The organism is Streptomyces sp. ALB3, from assembly GCF_044385685.1.
Classification (GTDB): domain Bacteria; phylum Actinomycetota; class Actinomycetes; order Streptomycetales; family Streptomycetaceae; genus Streptomyces.
This window is the reverse complement of the sequence record NZ_JBISCE010000046.1, coordinates 214,109-228,219: the sequence shown is the minus strand read 5'-3', so window position 1 is coordinate 228,219 and position 14,111 is coordinate 214,109. Positions and strand designations below refer to the sequence as shown.

Annotated in this window: 12 protein-coding genes; 7 read left to right on the top strand and 5 right to left on the bottom strand. The window is 69.0% G+C overall.

The window, feature by feature from the left end; genetic code table 11:
• Positions 1-64 precede the first annotated feature (64 nt).
• Both ACHFIV_RS31030 and ACHFIV_RS31025 read right to left on the bottom strand, forming a co-directional pair.
• Positions 65-2,332, bottom strand: coding sequence for a heterodisulfide reductase-related iron-sulfur binding cluster (locus ACHFIV_RS31030; protein ID WP_398975891.1), 2,268 nt, complete (start codon positions 2,330-2,332; stop codon positions 65-67).
• Between the two features lie 92 nt (positions 2,333-2,424).
• Positions 2,425-3,159: a sugar transferase gene (locus tag ACHFIV_RS31025; RefSeq protein ID WP_398975889.1), complete on the bottom strand. Its 735-nt coding sequence runs from the start codon at positions 3,157-3,159 to the stop codon at positions 2,425-2,427.
• 295 nt (positions 3,160-3,454) lie between these two features.
• Between ACHFIV_RS31025 and dnaK the strand changes: the two genes are divergently transcribed.
• From dnaK to ACHFIV_RS31005, 4 genes are all read left to right on the top strand, one after another.
• The gene (dnaK, locus tag ACHFIV_RS31020) at positions 3,455-5,311 is read left to right on the top strand and encodes a molecular chaperone DnaK (protein ID WP_398975887.1); all 1,857 of its coding nucleotides are present in this window, start codon (positions 3,455-3,457) and stop codon (positions 5,309-5,311) included.
• Positions 5,308-5,961 (top strand): nucleotide exchange factor GrpE, encoded by a 654-nt coding sequence (grpE, locus tag ACHFIV_RS31015; protein ID WP_398975885.1) that lies wholly within the window; start codon positions 5,308-5,310, stop codon positions 5,959-5,961. The genes dnaK and grpE overlap by 4 nt, the downstream gene beginning before the upstream one ends.
• Before the next feature lie 93 nt (positions 5,962-6,054).
• Positions 6,055-7,239, top strand: coding sequence for a molecular chaperone DnaJ (gene dnaJ, locus ACHFIV_RS31010; RefSeq protein ID WP_398975883.1), 1,185 nt, complete (start codon positions 6,055-6,057; stop codon positions 7,237-7,239).
• Position 7,240: 1 nt separating this feature from the next.
• Complete coding sequence (locus tag ACHFIV_RS31005; RefSeq protein ID WP_033296623.1) at positions 7,241-7,687, top strand: heat shock protein transcriptional repressor HspR; 447 nt, start codon at positions 7,241-7,243, stop codon at positions 7,685-7,687.
• A 53-nt stretch (positions 7,688-7,740) separates the two neighbouring features.
• On the opposite strand, the gene ACHFIV_RS31000 is transcribed toward ACHFIV_RS31005, so the two are convergent.
• Entirely contained in the window at positions 7,741-8,748 is a 1,008-nt protein-coding gene (locus ACHFIV_RS31000) for a helix-turn-helix transcriptional regulator (protein ID WP_398976597.1), read from the bottom strand.
• A gap of 189 nt (positions 8,749-8,937) precedes the next feature.
• The gene (locus tag ACHFIV_RS30995; RefSeq protein ID WP_398975881.1) at positions 8,938-9,948 is read right to left on the bottom strand and encodes a helix-turn-helix transcriptional regulator; all 1,011 of its coding nucleotides are present in this window, start codon (positions 9,946-9,948) and stop codon (positions 8,938-8,940) included.
• A 101-nt stretch (positions 9,949-10,049) separates the two neighbouring features.
• On the opposite strand from ACHFIV_RS30995, the gene ACHFIV_RS30990 reads away from it, so the two are divergent.
• Complete coding sequence (locus ACHFIV_RS30990; RefSeq protein ID WP_398975879.1) at positions 10,050-10,304, top strand: hypothetical protein; 255 nt, start codon at positions 10,050-10,052, stop codon at positions 10,302-10,304.
• Entirely contained in the window at positions 10,301-10,621 is a 321-nt protein-coding gene (locus tag ACHFIV_RS30985) for a (2Fe-2S)-binding protein (RefSeq protein WP_398975877.1), read from the top strand. The genes ACHFIV_RS30990 and ACHFIV_RS30985 overlap by 4 nt, the downstream gene beginning before the upstream one ends.
• Positions 10,622-10,810: 189 nt before the next feature.
• Here ACHFIV_RS30985 and ACHFIV_RS30980 read toward each other — a convergent pair whose 3' ends face one another.
• Positions 10,811-11,212: a pyridoxamine 5'-phosphate oxidase family protein gene (locus tag ACHFIV_RS30980; protein WP_398975875.1), complete on the bottom strand. Its 402-nt coding sequence runs from the start codon at positions 11,210-11,212 to the stop codon at positions 10,811-10,813.
• A 137-nt stretch (positions 11,213-11,349) separates the two neighbouring features.
• Here ACHFIV_RS30980 and clpB point away from each other — a divergent pair, with 137 nt between their 5' ends.
• Positions 11,350-13,950, top strand: a complete 2,601-nt coding sequence (gene clpB, locus ACHFIV_RS30975) for an ATP-dependent chaperone ClpB (RefSeq protein ID WP_398975873.1) — start codon at positions 11,350-11,352, stop codon at positions 13,948-13,950.
• Positions 13,951-14,111 lie beyond the last annotated feature (161 nt).

The window sequence follows — 14,111 nt, the reverse complement described above, 5'->3', positions numbered from 1 at the left end:
CACACACGGAAGCGGCCGGTCCTGCCCCCGAGGCAGGTCCGGCCGCTTCCGTGGTGGGAGACAGCTACTGGACGGGTTCCGGTTCCGGCTGGTCGGCCGTGTCCGTCTCCCCGGCCGGGTCGGCGGGCGTCTTCACCGACTCCAGGAGCAGCTGGGACACGTCGACGACCTGCACCGATTCCTTCGCCTGGCCGTCGTTCTTCTTGCCGTTGACCGAGTCGGTCAGCATGACGAGGCAGAACGGGCAGGCGGTGGAGACGATGTCCGGGTTGAGGGAGAGGGCTTCGTCGACGCGCTCGTTGTTGATGCGCTTGCCGATCCGCTCCTCCATCCACATCCGGGCGCCGCCTGCGCCGCAGCAGAAGCCGCGCTCCTTGTGGCGGTGCATCTCCTCGTTCCGCAGACCCGGGACCTTGGCGATGATCTCGCGCGGGGGCGTGTAGATCTTGTTGTGACGGCCCAGGTAGCAGGGGTCGTGGTACGTGATCAGACCCTCGACCGGCGTCACGGGGATCAGCCTGCCCTCGTCCACCAGGTGCTGGAGGAGCTGCGTGTGGTGGATGACCTCGTACTCGCCGCCGAGCTGCGGGTACTCGTTCGCGATGGTGTTGAAGCAGTGCGGGCAGGTCGCGACGATCTTCTTCGTCGCCTTCGCCTTCTTGGTCGAGTCGTCCTCGTCGTCCTCGCCGAACGCCATGTTCAGCATCGCGACGTTCTCCTGGCCGAGCTGCTGGAACAGCGGCTCGTTGCCGAGGCGGCGGGCCGAGTCACCGGTGCACTTCTCGTCGCCGCCCATGATCGCGAACTTGACGCCCGCGATGTGGAGGAGCTCGGCGAAGGCCTTCGTGGTCTTCTTGGCGCGGTCCTCGAGAGCGCCCGCGCAGCCGACCCAGTAGAGGTAGTCGACCTCGCTGAGGTCCTCGACGTCCTTGCCGACGATCGGGACCTCGAAGTCGACCTCCTTGGTCCACTCGACGCGCTGCTTCTTGGCGAGCCCCCAGGGGTTGCCCTTCTTCTCCAGGTTCTTGAGCATCGTGCCCGCCTCGGACGGGAACGCGGACTCGATCATCACCTGGTAGCGGCGCATGTCGACGATGTGGTCGATGTGCTCGATGTCGACCGGGCACTGCTCCACGCACGCGCCGCAGGTGGTGCAGGACCACAGCACGTCCGGGTCGATGACGCCGTTCTCCTCGGCGGTGCCGATGAGGGGGCGCTCGGCCTCCGCCAGGGCGGCGGCGGGAACGTCCTTGAGCTGCTCCTCGGAGGCCTTCTCGTTGCCCTCCATGTCCTTGCCGCCGCCGGCCAGCAGATACGGGGCCTTGGCGTGCGCGTGGTCGCGCAGGGACATGATCAGGAGCTTCGGGGAGAGCGGCTTGCCGGTGTTCCAGGCGGGGCACTGCGACTGGCAGCGACCGCACTCGGTGCACGTGGAGAAGTCGAGGATGCCCTTCCAGGAGAACTGCTCGACCTGCGAGACACCGAAGGTGTCGTCCTCTCCCGGGTCCTCCCAGTCGATCTCCTTGCCACCCGTGGTCATCGGCTGGAGGGCGCCGAGAGCCGACGAGCCGTCCGCGTTCCGCTTGAACCAGATGTTCGGGAAGCCGAGGAAGCGGTGCCAGGCGACACCCATGTTGGTGTTGAGCGAGACGGTGATCATCCAGATCAGCGACGTGCCGATCTTGATCATCGCGGTGAGGTAGATCAGGTTCTGGAGCGTGCCGAGGGCGAGTCCCTTGAAGGCGAGCACCAGGGGGTACGAGACGAAGTAGGAGGCCTCGTAGCCCTCGACGTGGTGGATCGCGCCTTCGAGGCCGCGCAGGGCCAGGATGGCGAGGCCGATGATCAGGATGATGTACTCGACGAAGTACGCCTGCCAGGCCTTGGAGCCGGCGAACCGGGACTTGCGGCCGGCCCGTGAGGGCAGGTTCAGCAGTCGGATGGCCATCAGCGTGACGATGCCGAGCACGGTCATGATGCCGATGAACTCGATGTACATCTCGAACGGCAGCCAGCCACCGACGACCGGCAGCACCCAGTCGGCCTGGAAGAGCTGTCCGTACGCCTGGAGCAGCGTCGGCGGCAGTGTCAGGAAGCCGATCGCGACGAACCAGTGGGCGAAGCCCACGATCCCCCACCGGTTCATCCGGGTGTGGCCGAGGAACTCCTTGACCAGGGTGATCGTGCGCTGCTTGGGGTCGTCGGTGCGACTGCCTGCCGGCACCGGTTGTCCGAGACGGATGAACCGGTAGATCTGCGCGACGGCTCGGGCGATGAGCGCAACGCCGACGACAGTCAGCACCAGCGACACGATGATCGCGGCGAGTTGCATTTGGGGGCTCCTCGGGCCTGCGAGGGTGGGATCCAGCGCGTACAAGCGATTACTAAGCAGTAACTTAATCAGTCTGTGCTGACACTATCCACTTATTCCGCCACGCTGTAGCCGGGCAGGCGGTGATCTGTGTCGCTCAGGTGAGCCTTCCCCCGGCGTAGCGGGCGGTGGAGTGCCGCACGCAGGGCGATGCGTGCGGATCGCGCCAGGATCGCCAGGTCGAGTCCCGTCCCATGATGCTCCGCGTAGTGCGCGTCGAGGAGGGCGGGTTCGTCCCAGGGCATTCCGGAGCGGGCGCGTACCTGGGCCAGCCCGGTCAGGCCCGGCCGCAGTGCGTGCCGCCGGCGCCCGGCGGAGGGGTCGAGCAGAGCGGCATCGCCGGGGCTGAGCGGCGGCGGGCCGACCAGGGAGAGTTCCCCCCGTACGACGTGGGGCAGCCGGGACAGCAGGTCGAGCCGGAGCCGGCGGGTGCGCAGCGAGCGCAGCTCGAAGGGGTGGCCGCCGAGGCCGACTCTGGTCTCGCGCCGCAGGACGCCTCCCGGGCCGCGGAACTCCCTGAGGGCGAGGGCCGCGGCGGCGACGGCGAGGGCGGGAGCCGCCAGGAGCAGGAGCGCCGTGCCGAGCAGCACGTCCAGGCTCCGTTTAACGGTCAGGGCTTGCAGCAGGCCTGCGGCCCGGGCGGCGGTCAGCGCCGTCAGGCGTCCGGCGGCCCGCCCGGCGGTGCCGGCCGCCGAGGCGGCGTGAACCCTGGAGGGCCCCGGTGCCCAGGCCGCCGTGGCGGGGCGGCCGCGCTTCCTTCGTGCCGCAGTCTGCTTCGCGTTCCGCATTGCACCTGCCCGGAGTCGAATGGAGTGACGGTATGACCGTCTCGGTCCATTTTGTGACAGAACGATCCCACGGTGCGAAGGTGGGAGTCGTGTGTGCGACGCGCCGCGCACGCCAGGTGTCGCGGATCGAGCGGCCCCGGCGGGTCCCGGTAGTCGTCCGGAGTTGCGTCATGCCAGGTCAGCGCGGGTGTGAGCATTTAAGTTGAGCGTAAGTGGCTCAGGTCCTTTGACTCCGGGGCGGGTGTGATGCATCCTTGAGCCAGATCCACTCAAGTAGTCAGTTGGAGGAATTGAAATGGCACGTGCGGTCGGCATCGACCTGGGCACGACTAACTCCGTCGTCAGCGTTCTCGAAGGCGGCGAGCCCACCGTCATCACCAACGCCGAGGGCGCCAGGACCACGCCGTCCGTCGTCGCCTTCGCGAAGAACGGCGAAGTGCTTGTCGGTGAGGTGGCCAAGCGCCAGGCGGTCACCAACGTCGACAGGACGATCCGTTCGGTCAAGCGCCACATGGGCACTGACTGGAAGATCGAGCTCGACGGCAAGAACTTCAACCCGCAGCAGATGAGCGCCTTCATCCTGCAGAAGCTGAAGCGGGACGCCGAGTCCTACCTGGGCGAGAAGGTCACCGACGCGGTGATCACCGTCCCGGCGTACTTCAACGACTCGGAGCGCCAGGCGACCAAGGAGGCCGGCGAGATCGCGGGTCTGAACGTCCTGCGCATCGTCAACGAGCCGACCGCCGCCGCCCTGGCGTACGGCCTCGACAAGGACGACCAGACGATCCTCGTCTTCGACCTCGGCGGCGGCACCTTCGACGTGTCCCTGCTCGAGATCGGCGACGGCGTCGTCGAGGTGAAGGCCACCAACGGTGACAACCACCTCGGTGGTGACGACTGGGACCAGCGGGTCGTCGACTACCTGGTGAAGCAGTTCGCCAACGGGCACGGCGTGGACCTGTCCAAGGACAAGATGGCTCTCCAGCGTCTCCGCGAGGCCGCGGAGAAGGCCAAGATCGAGCTCTCGTCCTCGACCGAGACCACGATCAACCTGCCCTACATCACGGCGTCCGCCGAGGGCCCGCTGCACCTGGACGAGAAGCTCACGCGCTCGCAGTTCCAGCAGCTGACCTCGGACCTCCTGGACCGCTGCAAGAACCCGTTCCACAACGTCATCAAGGACGCGGGCATCCAGCTCTCCGAGATCGACCACGTGGTCCTCGTCGGTGGCTCGACCCGTATGCCGGCCGTCGCCGAGCTCGTCAAGGAGCTCACGGGCGGCCAGGACGCCAACAAGGGTGTGAACCCGGACGAGGTCGTCGCCATCGGCGCCTCGCTCCAGGCCGGTGTCCTCAAGGGCGAGGTCAAGGACGTCCTGCTCCTCGACGTGACCCCGCTGTCCCTCGGCATCGAGACCAAGGGAGGGATCATGACGAAGCTCATCGAGCGCAACACCACGATCCCGACCAAGCGTTCCGAGATCTTCACGACGGCCGAGGACAACCAGCCGTCGGTGCAGATCCAGGTCTACCAGGGCGAGCGCGAGATCGCGGCGTACAACAAGAAGCTCGGGATGTTCGAGCTGACCGGTCTGCCGCCGGCCCCGCGCGGTGTGCCGCAGATCGAGGTCGCCTTCGACATCGACGCCAACGGCATCATGCACGTCGCCGCCAAGGACCTCGGCACCGGCAAGGAGCAGAAGATGACCGTCACCGGTGGCTCCTCGCTGCCGAAGGACGAGGTCAACCGGATGCGTGAAGAGGCCGAGCAGTACGCCGACGAGGACCACCGCCGTCGCGAGGCCGCCGAGTCGCGGAACCAGGGCGAGCAGCTCGTCTACCAGACGGAGAAGTTCCTCAAGGACAACGAGGACAAGGTCCCCGGTGACGTGAAGACGGAGGTGGAGACCGCGCTCACCGAGCTGAAGGAGAAGCTCAAGGGCGAGGACACCGCCGAGATCCGCACCGCCACCGAGAAGGTCGCGGCCGTCTCCCAGAAGCTGGGCCAGGCGATGTACGCCAACACCCAGTCCGAGGGCGCGACGCCGGGTGCCGAGGCGCCGGGCGACGGCGAGGCCAAGGCTGCCGACGACGACGTCGTCGACGCCGAGATCGTGGACGACGAGAAGGACACGAAGGGTGGTGCGGCGTGACCGAGGAGACCCCGGGCTTCGAGGAGAAGCCTGACGTCCCCTCCGGCGCCAGCCCCGACGACGCCGAGCCGAAGGAGGCCGCCCCCTCCGAGAAGGAGGAGGCGGCGGCCCCGGCCGGGGACGTACAGCAGACAGCGGCTCTGACGGCTCAGCTGGACCAGGTCCGTACCGCGCTCAACGAGCGTACGGGCGACCTCCAGCGGCTCCAGGCCGAGTACCAGAACTACCGCCGCCGGGTCGAGCGCGACCGGGTCACGGTCAAGGAGGTCGCCGCGGCGAACCTCCTGACCGACCTCCTGCCGGTGCTCGACGACATCGGCCGGGCGCGGGAGCACGGCGAGCTGGTCGGCGGCTTCAAGGCGGTGGCCGAGTCCGTGGAGACCGTCGTCGCGAAGATCGGCCTCCAGCAGTTCGGCAAGGAGGGTGAGCCCTTCGACCCGACGATCCACGAGGCCCTGATGCACTCGTACGCGCCGGACGTCACCGAGACGACCTGCGTGGCGATCCTGCAGCCCGGGTACCGCATCGGGGAGCGCACCATCCGCCCCGCACGGGTGGCCGTGGCCGAGCCGCAGCCGGGTGCCACGCCCGCGGCGGCGAAGGAAGAGAAGGCAGACGACGAGGAGAGCGGTGGCACCGAAGAGGTCTGACATTCCGTCCGACCACTGCGGTGAACGCCGACGGGGCGTGCGGCCGGCCGAGGGGCCGGCCGCACGGCCGATCGTCCGGAAGGAGGGACGTCGATGAGCACGAAGGACTTCGTCGAGAAGGACTACTACAAGGTCCTCGGCGTCCCCAAGGACGCCACCGACGCCGAGGTCAAGAAGGCCTACCGGAAACTCGCCCGCGAGTACCACCCGGACGCCAACAAGGGCGACGCCACGGCCGAGGCGCGCTTCAAGGAGATCTCCGAGGCGAACGACGTCCTCGGTGACCCCAAGAAGCGCAAGGAGTACGACGAGGCGCGCGCCCTCTTCGGCAACGGGGGCTTCCGGGCGGGTCCCGGTGGCGCGGGCGGCAACTTCAACTTCGACCTGGGCGACCTCTTCGGCGGAGCCCCGGGCGGTGGCCAGACCGCGGGTGCCGGCGGCTTCGGCGGCGGCGGCCTGGGCGACGTGTTCGGCGGACTGTTCAACCGCGGTGGTGCGGGCACACGTGTGCAGCCGAGGCGCGGCCAGGACATCGAGTCCGAGGTGACGCTCAGCTTCACCGAGGCGGTCGACGGGGCCACGGTCCCGCTGCGGATGTCCAGCCAGTCGCCCTGCAAGGCGTGCTCGGGCACCGGTGACAAGAACGGCACCCCGAGGGTCTGTCCGACGTGCGTCGGCACCGGCCAGGTGTCGCGCGGCACCGGCGGCGGGTTCTCGCTGACCGATCCCTGCGTGGACTGCAAGGGCCGGGGCCTCATCGCCCAGGACCCCTGCGAGGTCTGCAAGGGCAGCGGCCGGGCGAAGTCGGCCCGCACGATGCAGGTCAGGATCCCCGCGGGGGTGCTGGACGGCCAGCGGATCCGGCTGCGCGGCAAGGGCAGCCCGGGCGAACGCGGTGGTCCGGCGGGCGACCTGTACGTCGTCGTCCACGTCGACGCCCACCCGGTCTTCGGCCGCAAGGGCGACAACCTCACGGTCACCGTGCCCGTCACCTTCCCGGAGGCGGCTCTCGGCGGCGAGGTGAAGGTACCCACGCTGGGTGGGCCTCCGGTCACCCTGAAGCTCCCTGCCGGCACCCCCAACGGGCGTACGATGCGGGCCCGGGGCAAGGGCGCCGTGCGCAAGGACGGCACCCGGGGAGACCTTCTGGTCACCGTCGAGGTGGCCGTCCCCACGGACCTCGGCGCGGACGCTCTGGACGCGCTGGAGGCCTATCGGAAGTCGACCGCGGGGGAGGACCCGCGGGCGGAGCTGTTCCAGGCCGCGAAGGGAGCTTGAGATGGACGGCCGTCGACGCAATCCGTACCAGCTGACCGACGAGTCACCGGTCTACGTGATCTCCATCGCGGCTCAGCTCTCGGGCCTGCACCCGCAGACACTGCGCCAGTACGACCGTCTCGGCCTGGTCTCGCCCGACCGCACGGCCGGGCGGGGCCGGCGCTACTCGGCCCGTGACATCGAGCTGCTTCGCACCGTCCAGCAGCTGTCCCAGGACGAGGGCATCAACCTCGCGGGCATCAAGCGCATCATCGAGCTGGAGAACCAGGTCGCCGCGCTCCAGCAGCGCGTCGCCGAGCTCTCGGCGGCGGTGGACGGCGCGGCCGTGGCCATGCAGCAGCGCGAGGCCCAGGTCCACGCCTCCTACCGGCGTGACCTGGTGCCGTACCAGGACGTGCAGCAGGCCGGCGCGCTGGTGGTCTGGCGGCCCAAGAGGCCCAAGGACTGAGCCGGCGGCGGCCGACGGACCGAGCCGGCCCGGAAGGGGCCCGCCCGGGAGTCTCACGACTCCGGGGCGGGCCCCTTCCCGGTGGCCGTGGTGGTGTCCACGATGCCGGACCGCATGATCAGGACGCCGAGGTGGGTCCGGCTCGTCGCGCCCAGGGTCTGCATGAGCTTGGCGATGTGGGAGCGGCAGGTCCGGACGCTGATGCCCAGCTTGCGTGCCACCACGTCGTCGACGTGGCCCTCGCCGAGGAGCCGGGCGATGCTCTGCTGGACGGCCGTGACCTGGGCGCCGGGGGTGGGAGCGGGCAGCTGCTGCGCGAAGGGTGTGGCCTGGGCCCAGAGGACCTCGTAGACCTGTATGAGGTAGTCGACCAGGGCGGGGTGCCGTATGCGCAGGGCTGTCCGGCGGTCGGGCGCCGCCGGGATGAACGCGACGGTCCGGTCGAAGATGAGCAGCCGTTCCACGGTCTGCTCGGTGGTGCGCACCTGCAGGTTCTCGGACGGTATCTGGTCGAGGTAGGCCCTGATGGTGGTGCTGTAGCGCGCCGGGTGCTGGTAGATGTGCCGCAGCCGGGCGCCCCGCGCGATCGCCGTCAGGGCGTTGGCTGTACCCCGCCGCATCCCGTTGAGGGGCCGGTCGCTGCCCGGCTGGGCCGTGAGGACCTGCTCGGTGACGGCGGAGGTCGCGTCGCGCAGGGCAGCCTCGATCACCGGTTGCCCCTCCAGGACCGTGAACGCCAGATCGGGGTCGGCGCTGGCGACGGACGACAGGGGGGTCAGCGCACTGCTGAGCGCGGCGGCGAGCTGTACGCGCTCGTCGAGTTCGCGGGTGATCGGCTGGAGCAGGTGCGCCAGGGCGGCGGACGGGGGGACGGGGCGCATCCACGCGGAGTCGGCCGGCTCGGGCTGGACAAGGCCCATGTCGGCCAGGCAGGGGGCGGCCGTGAGAGCGGTGCGGGGGATGCGTCCCGCGACGACTGCTTCCTCGTAGAGCCTCAGACCGGTGGCACAGAGCTCTCTCGGCCCGTGCGAATGCTGTGTGTTTGCGTCATCGGTAGTGATTTGACGACCCCTCACTTCCTGCACTGCAACAAGATGACCGTGGCGCGTGGGCGGCTGCGGGGGGAGTGTGGAGCTGTCGGGAGGGAGCGGGGGGCTCTCCCGGTCCGTTCCGGACGTGCCGTGGCCGTCACTCCGCCTGCGCGGTGGTACCCGTCGGCCCGGGGCGGCGGCGCTCCGGGTGGCGTGCGGTCAGGAGTCCTGGTCCAGGATGCCTGACCGTGCGATGAGATAGCCCAGCTGCGCACGGCTCGTGCTGCCGAGGGTGGCGGACAGCTTCGCGACGTGCGCCCGGCAGGTACGCACGTTCATGCCGAGCCGGCGGGCGATCGAGTCGTCCACGTGCCCTTCGACCAGGAGTTGAGCTATGGAGCGCTGAACACCGCTGATGCCCTTGGTCGGTGGATCGTACTGCAGCTCTCCGAGCAGGGGGGACGCACGGCTCCACAGCTGCTCGAAGACCTTCACCAGGTAGTTGACGAGCCCCGGGTGACGGAGTTCGAGGGCGACCTGGTCGTCGTTCTGGGCGGGTATGAAGGCCACGGTCCGGTCGAAGACGAGGAGGCGTTCGATGAGCTCCTCCAGGGTGCGGATCTCCACCTTGTCGTTGGCCAGGCGCGCGGCGTAAGCGAGTGTGCCCTGGCTGTGCCTGACGGTGTGCTGGTACAGCGTGCGCATGCTGACGCCCCGGTCGACCACCGACAGGGCGCGTTCCAGGCCCTCACTGAGACGGTCCTCGCCCCGGTCCCCGCCCGGCTGGACGGTGAGCACCTCCGTGTGGCACTCGGCGGTGGCGAGATCGAGCGCGGCGTTGATCCTGTTGCCGCCCTCCAGCACGGTGATGGCGTGGGTGGTCGGCGGGTCCTGGGCACTGATGTCCATGAACGGCTCGAACGACTCCGCCAGCTCCACGGAGCGCCTCCTGCGCTCCTTGATCTCCCGTTCGATCGGGTGCAGTCGCTGGGCCAGCGCAGCGGACGGAGGGACGGGCCTGAGCCAGGTCGTGTCGTCCGGGTCCGGATGCAGGAGGGCGAAGTCCATCAGGCAGGGGGCCGGGCCCACCTCGGCGCGGGAAATACGGCCGGAACGCAGCGCACTGGCGTACAGGCGCTTTCCGTCGTCGCATAGGTCGGTGACCCCGTGAGGATGTGTCCCAGTTGTGCCGCTTGTGGTCATATCTCCACCCCCCAGGTTCCTGAACATGCAGGAACATGATGCATCGTCCCGGTGGCGTTGTGTGGCCTGGGTGAGACATCGTCGTGGATGCGGGGGAGAGGAATCCACAAGTGAGGACGAAGCCGACTATGGATAAGCGAAAGCTTCGCTCGGTGCTTGCTGCCGCTTTCGCCGCGGCCCTGGCCTTTGGCGTGGCGGGCGGCGTGGCCGGCAGCGCATCCGGGCCCGGTGAGATCAGCTGGTCGGAGCAGGCGGCGGGGGCGGGTGAGATCAGCTGGTCCGTGCGGGCGGCAGATGCGCCGGGCGAGATCAGCTGGGGTATGCCCACGAAGGCTGGGGACGAAATCAGCTGGAGTGCTCCGACGGGCGCAGCGAGCGCATGACCACCCCTCCGGACGACCGCACCTTCCGGCGGGAGATGGCCACTGCCTACCGCTCAGGGTGGCACTTCATCGATCTGCTCACGGCACTCACCCGCCAGGGCGATTCGTTGATGGTCACCCTGTTCGGAGAGCCCGTCGTCGTCGTGATGGAAACGGATGACGACATCCGTGCCTATCGCTGTCTTCGCCGGCCGCGCGGAGCACCGCAACCGGTTCGCTGTGCCGTGAGGTACGGCATGATTTTCGTAAATCTCGATCAGCGCGACCATGAGCTGTTCGACCAAGAAGCCATTTCCGCCACCCCCCGCAGTGCCTGAACGATTCCCCCGTCGTTCCATATCGTTCCGGCACTTCCCCCACACAGCGGCGCCATCGTGACCTGAACACGATGGCGCCGTTGTGCTGTCCGGAATCAATTCCGCATTCCTGGAGACTTTCCGTCGTCCCCGACGGGCGCGCGCGACGGCATCAGGCATTATGGGGCATCAGGAATTGCGGGATAGCCCTCAGGCGTTTCCGAGAGCCCTGTCGACGGCGATCTCGATGACGATCCGCTCCGGATTGTGCCGAGGGGTGCGCTCGTAGCGCTCCGCGTAGCGGCGCACCGCGTCCTCGACCTCCTCGGGCTCCGCGCGGACGACGGCCCTGCCCTCCAGGGTCGCCCAGCGGCGCCCCTGCATCTGACAGACCGCGACCCGTGCCCCCTCCGGGCCCGCCGCCAGGACATGGGCGGCCTTCCTCGTGTTCCTGCCGGTGATGACGCGGGCGAGCCGTGTCCCGGGGTCGTACGTCACGCCGACGGGCACCACGTGGGGCGTGCCGTCCGGACGGAGCGTGGTCAGGGTGCACACGTGGCGTTCCCGCCAGAAGGCGAGGTACTCGGGGCCGGGGTTGCGTACGTCAGGCATGGGTCCAGCCTAGAGACCTGGGGCGGCGGACGGCCGGGGGAGGCGCCGAAACCCCCTTGAGTGGAATAGACTCAACTTTGTACCCGTTGTTCGAGTCATAGTCCCGAAGCACCAGACACGAGGAGGAGACAGCGCCCGTGGACGCCGAGCTGACCAACAAGAGCCGGGACGCCCTCAACGCGGCCACCAGCAGGGCCGTGAAGGACGGACACCCCGATCTGACCCCCGGGCACCTGCTGCTTGCGCTGCTCGCGGGCGAGGACAACGCGAACATCATCGATCTGCTGGCCGCCGTCGAGGCCGACCAGGTGGCCGTGCGCACGGAGACCGAACGGCTCCTCGGCTCCCTGCCCAGTGTCACCGGGTCGACGGTGGCACCCCCGCAGCCCAACCGCGAACTGCTCGCCGTCATCGCCGACGCCGACCAGCGGGCCAAGGAGCTCGGCGACGACTACCTCTCGACCGAGCACCTGCTCATCGCCGTCGCGGCGAAGGGCGGCCGTGCCGGTGAGATCCTCGACGGGCAGGGAGCCAGTGCGAAGAAGCTGCTGGACGCGTTCGAGAAGAGCAGGGGAGGGCGCCGGGTGACCACTCCCGACCCCGAAGGGCAGTACAAGGCGCTGGAGAAGTTCGGTACGGACTTCACGGCCGCCGCCCGCGAGGGCAAGCTGGACCCGGTCATCGGCCGTGACCAGGAGATCCGCCGTGTCGTGCAGGTGCTGTCGCGCCGTACGAAGAACAACCCCGTGCTCATCGGCGAGCCCGGTGTCGGCAAGACGGCCGTGGTCGAAGGGCTCGCCCAGCGCATCGTCAAGGGTGACGTCCCCGAGTCGCTGCGGAACAAGCGGCTCGTCTCCCTGGACCTCGGAGCGATGGTCGCCGGCGCCAAGTACCGAGGTGAGTTCGAGGAACGCCTGAAGACCGTCCTCTCCGAGATCAAGGAGAGCGACGGCCAGATCATCACCTTCATCGACGAGCTGCACACCGTCGTCGGCGCGGGCGCCGGCGGCGACTCCGCGATGGACGCGGGCAACATGCTCAAGCCGATGCTCGCCCGGGGTGAGCTCCGCATGGTCGGTGCCACCACCCTGGACGAGTACCGCGAGCGCATCGAGAAGGACCCCGCGCTGGAGCGCCGCTTCCAGCAGGTCCTGGTCGCCGAGCCGTCGGTCGAGGACACCATCGCGATCCTGCGTGGCCTCAAGGGGCGCTACGAGGCACACCACAAGGTCCAGATCGCCGACTCCTCGCTGGTGGCCGCAGCGACCCTCTCCGACCGCTACATCACCTCCCGCTTCCTCCCCGACAAGGCCATCGACCTCGTCGACGAGGCGGCCTCCCGGCTCCGCATGGAGATCGACTCCTCGCCCCTGGAGATCGACGAGCTCCAGCGCTCCGTCGACCGGCTGCACATGGAGGAGCTGGCGCTCAAGAACGAGACCGACGAGGGCTCCAAGCAGCGCCTGGAAAAGATCCGCCGCGACCTCGCCGACAAGGAGGAGGAGCTGCGCGGTCTCACCGCCCGCTGGGAGAAGGAGAAGCAGGGCCTGAACCGCGTCGGTGAGCTCAAGGAGCGCCTCGACGAGCTGCGCGGCCAGGCGGAGCGCGCCCAGCGCGACGGTGACTTCGACACCGCCTCCAAGCTGCTGTACGGGGAGATCCCCGGCCTGGAGCGGGAGCTGGCGGAGGCCGACGAGGCCGAGCAGGAAGCCTCCAAGGACACCATGGTGAAGGAGGAGGTCGGCCCGGACGACATCGCCGACGTCGTCGGAGCATGGACCGGTATCCCGGCCGGACGCCTCCTGGAGGGCGAGACCCAGAAGCTCCTGCGGATGGAGTCCGAGCTGGGCAGGCGGCTGATCGGCCAGGCCGAGGCCGTGCGCTCCGTGTCCGACGCCGTACGCCGCACGCGCGCGGGGATCGCCGACCCCGACCGGCCCACCGGCTCGTTCCTCTTCCTCGGTCCGACCGGGGTCGGCAAGACGGAGCTGGCGAAGGCGCTCGCCGATTTCCTGTTCGACGACGAGCGGGCCATGGTCCGCATCGACATGAGCGAGTACAGCGAGAAGCACAGCGTCGCCCGCCTCGTCGGTGCCCCGCCCGGCTATGTCGGCTACGAGGAGGGCGGCCAGCTCACGGAGGCGGTCCGCCGCCGCCCGTACAGCGTGGTGCTGCTGGACGAGGTCGAGAAGGCCCACCCCGAGGTCTTCGACATCCTGCTCCAGGTGCTCGACGACGGCCGGCTCACCGACGGGCAGGGCAGGACGGTGGACTTCCGCAACACCATCCTGATCCTCACGTCGAACCTCGGCAGCCAGTTCCTGATCGATCCCCTGACGGAACCCGAGGTGAAGAAGGAACAGGTCCTGGAGGTCGTACGGGCGTCGTTCAAGCCGGAGTTCCTCAACCGGCTCGACGACCTGGTCGTCTTCTCCGCCCTGTCCGGCGACGAGCTGGCCCACATCGCGGGTCTCCAGGTGGAGCGCCTGGCCAAGCGGCTGGCCGACCGGCGCATCCACCTCGACGTCACCCCCGGGGCGCTGGCCTGGCTGGCCGTGGAGGGCAACGACCCGGCGTACGGCGCGCGGCCCCTGCGCCGGCTCATCCAGACCGCCATCGGGGACCGGCTGGCGAAGGAGATCCTCGCGGGCGAGGTCAAGGACGGCGACACGGTCCGGGTGGACCGGGCCGGGGACGGGCTGATCGTGGGGACCGCCGCCGCGGCGAAGACGCTGTAGCGGGTGCCCGGGTCCCCGGCCGGGAGAGGTGGTCTCCCGGCCGGGGACCCGTGCGGGCGGTTCCTTCCGGGACGGCGGGTGCATCCGACACATAAGGCTCGAGCGGGCTGCCCTCGAAATCGAGCCGAAAATTCGCATTCCGTGGCTGAACAACGGATGTG